The sequence below is a fragment of the Paenibacillus aceti genome, assembly GCF_003614185.1.
Taxonomy (GTDB): domain Bacteria; phylum Bacillota; class Bacilli; order Paenibacillales; family Paenibacillaceae; genus Fontibacillus; species Fontibacillus aceti.
Genome location: NZ_KZ987724.1, coordinates 3,061,824 through 3,063,781, shown reverse-complemented (window position 1 = coordinate 3,063,781; position 1,958 = coordinate 3,061,824). Strand labels below are relative to the sequence as shown.

At 53.6% G+C, this 1,958-nt stretch carries 4 tRNA genes, 1 rRNA gene and 2 other annotated features; all 5 genes read left to right on the top strand.

From position 1 onward, the window contains the following. Positions 1-139: 139 nt before the first annotated feature. Positions 140-490 (top strand) — a sequence feature (23S ribosomal RNA rRNA prediction is too short). Between the two features lie 9 nt (positions 491-499). Further along, positions 500-1,360, top strand: a sequence feature (23S ribosomal RNA rRNA prediction is too short). 67 nt (positions 1,361-1,427) lie between these two features. The 5 genes from rrf (at position 1,428) to BFJ94_RS13630 (ending at position 1,956) form a co-directional block, all read left to right on the top strand. Continuing rightward, positions 1,428-1,544 (top strand): 5S ribosomal RNA (gene rrf / locus BFJ94_RS13650). A 5-nt stretch (positions 1,545-1,549) separates the two neighbouring features. Then, positions 1,550-1,622: transfer RNA gene (locus BFJ94_RS13645), tRNA-Asn, on the top strand. A 74-nt stretch (positions 1,623-1,696) separates the two neighbouring features. Further along, a tRNA-Glu gene (locus BFJ94_RS13640) sits at positions 1,697-1,771 on the top strand. 24 nt (positions 1,772-1,795) lie between these two features. Next, positions 1,796-1,871 (top strand) — tRNA-Val (locus tag BFJ94_RS13635). Positions 1,872-1,881: 10 nt separating this feature from the next. Further along, a tRNA-Gln gene (locus BFJ94_RS13630) sits at positions 1,882-1,956 on the top strand. Positions 1,957-1,958 lie beyond the last annotated feature (2 nt).

Here is a 1,958-nt window from a genome sequence, read left to right as displayed (position 1 = left end):
TAAGGCTGGGCTGTGATGGGGAGGGAAAATTTACAGTACCGAAGGTCATGATCTCACACTGCCAAGAAAAGCCTCTAGCCAGGTGAAGGTGCCCGTACCGCAAACCGACACAGGTAGGCGAGAAGAGAATTCTAAGGCGCGCGGAAGAACTCTCGTTAAGGAACTCGGCAAAATGACCCCGTAACTTCGGGAGAAGGGGTGCCCCGGTAGTGTGAATAGCACGAGGGGGCCGCAGTGAAAAGGCCCAAGCGACTGTTTAGCAAAAACACAGGTCTGTGCGAAGCCGCAAGGCGAAGTATACGGGCTGACGCCTGCCCGGTGCTGGAAGGTTAAGGGGAGTGGTTAGGGGTAACCCGAAGCTATGAACCGAAGCCCCAGTAAACGGCGGCCGTAACTATAACGGTCCTAAGGTAGCGAAATTCCTTGTCAGGTAAATTCTGACCCGCACGAATGGCGTAACGACTTGGGCGCTGTCTCAACGAGAGATCCGGTGAAATTTTAATACCTGTGAAGATGCAGGTTACCCGCGACAAGACGGAAAGACCCCATGGAGCTTTACTGCAGCTTGATATTGGACTTTGATACGATTTGTACAGGATAGGTGGGAGCCTAGGAAGCCGGAGCGCCAGCTTCGGTGGAGGCGCCGTTGGGATACCACCCTGATCGTGTCGGAGTTCTAACCTAGTACCGTGACCCGGTACGGGGACAGTGTCAGGCGGGCAGTTTGACTGGGGCGGTCGCCTCCTAAAGAGTAACGGAGGCGCCCCAAGGTTCCCTCAGAATGGTTGGAAATCATTCGCAGAGTGCAAAGGCAAAAGGGAGCTTGACTGCGAGACTGACAAGTCGAGCAGGGACGAAAGTCGGGCTTAGTGATCCGGTGGTACCGCATGGAAGGGCCATCGCTCAACGGATAAAAGCTACCCTGGGGATAACAGGCTTATCTCCCCCAAGAGTCCACATCGACGGGGAGGTTTGGCACCTCGATGTCGGCTCATCGCATCCTGGGGCTGAAGTAGGTCCCAAGGGTTGGGCTGTTCGCCCATTAAAGCGGTACGCGAGCTGGGTTCAGAACGTCGTGAGACAGTTCGGTCCCTATCTGTCGTGGGCGTAGGAAATTTGAGAGGAGCTGTCCTTAGTACGAGAGGACCGGGATGGACGCACCGCTGGTGCACCAGTTGTTCCGCCAGGAGCATAGCTGGGTAGCTAAGTGCGGAAGGGATAAGCGCTGAAAGCATCTAAGCGTGAAGCCCCCCTCAAGATGAGATTTCCCAATTAGTAAGACCCCTTGAAGACGACGAGGTTGATAGGCCTGAGGTGGAAGTGCAGCAATGTATGGAGCTGACAGGTACTAATCGGTCGAGGGCTTATCCAAAAATCTAAAATGCAAATGAGTTTCGTATCCAGTTTTCAAGGATTAACCTTGAACGTTTGGTGGCGATGGCGGAGGGGTTCCACACGTACCCATCCCGAACACGACCGTTAAGCCCTCTAGCGCCGATGGTACTTGGACCGAAGGGTCCTGGGAGAGTAGGAAGCCGCCAAGCAGTGTTCCCTGATAGCTCAGTTGGTAGAGCACTCGACTGTTAATCGAGTTGTCACAGGTTCGAGTCCTGTTCGGGGAGTCAAATCCCCAGAAAGTGACGTTTTGCTTCGAAGCATATTCCGATTACTTTCTGGGGACCCCAAATTTAATCATGGCCCGTTGGTCAAGGGGTTAAGACACCTCCCTTTCACGGAGGTAACAGGGGTTCGAATCCCCTACGGGTCACCATTTTCATTAATGCTACCAAAATGTGGAGGCTTAGCTCAGCTGGGAGAGCATCTGCCTTACAAGCAGAGGGTCAGCGGTTCGATCCCGTTAGCCTCCACCATATGAATTATTGGGGATTAGCCAAGCGGTAAGGCAACGGACTTTGACTCCGTCATTCATAGGTTCGAATCCTATATCCCCAGCCATT